At 40.4% G+C, this 322-nt stretch carries 1 protein-coding gene; it reads left to right on the top strand.

What is annotated here, in order from left to right:
* The coding region (locus V7R35_RS17845; protein WP_334016234.1) for a hypothetical protein at window positions 1-315 on the top strand (315 nt) is incomplete at its 5' end.
* Window positions 316-322 lie beyond the last annotated feature (7 nt).

Here is a 322-nt window from a genome sequence, read left to right as displayed (position 1 = left end):
GTAACCATGGTAGATTTTGAGTTCATCAGTTTTGAAAGGTTAATCGAATTTGGGTTGCATACTGCTCCCAAGCATCAGCACAGTAGCTATAGCTCGGGAATAAGACCAAATCACTGGGTTCGTGAAAACCAATATACAGTTATTGGACAATTTGATTTCATAGACTGTGACAGGTTGGCTGCTGGCCAATCATGCAAAGCTATATGCTCGTTCTACGCACCAAAAGAAGATGAAAAGCTATTTACTCCTGGTTTTAAATGGGACATTGGAGAAGCAACTAAAATAATAGGCTATGGCAAGGTTGTCTCGGAGTAATGGTTAC

Source organism: Alteromonas sp. S167 (genome assembly GCF_036864375.1).
Taxonomy (GTDB): Bacteria; Pseudomonadota; Gammaproteobacteria; order Enterobacterales; family Alteromonadaceae; genus Alteromonas.
This window is presented reverse-complemented; position numbering and strand designations above follow the sequence as displayed.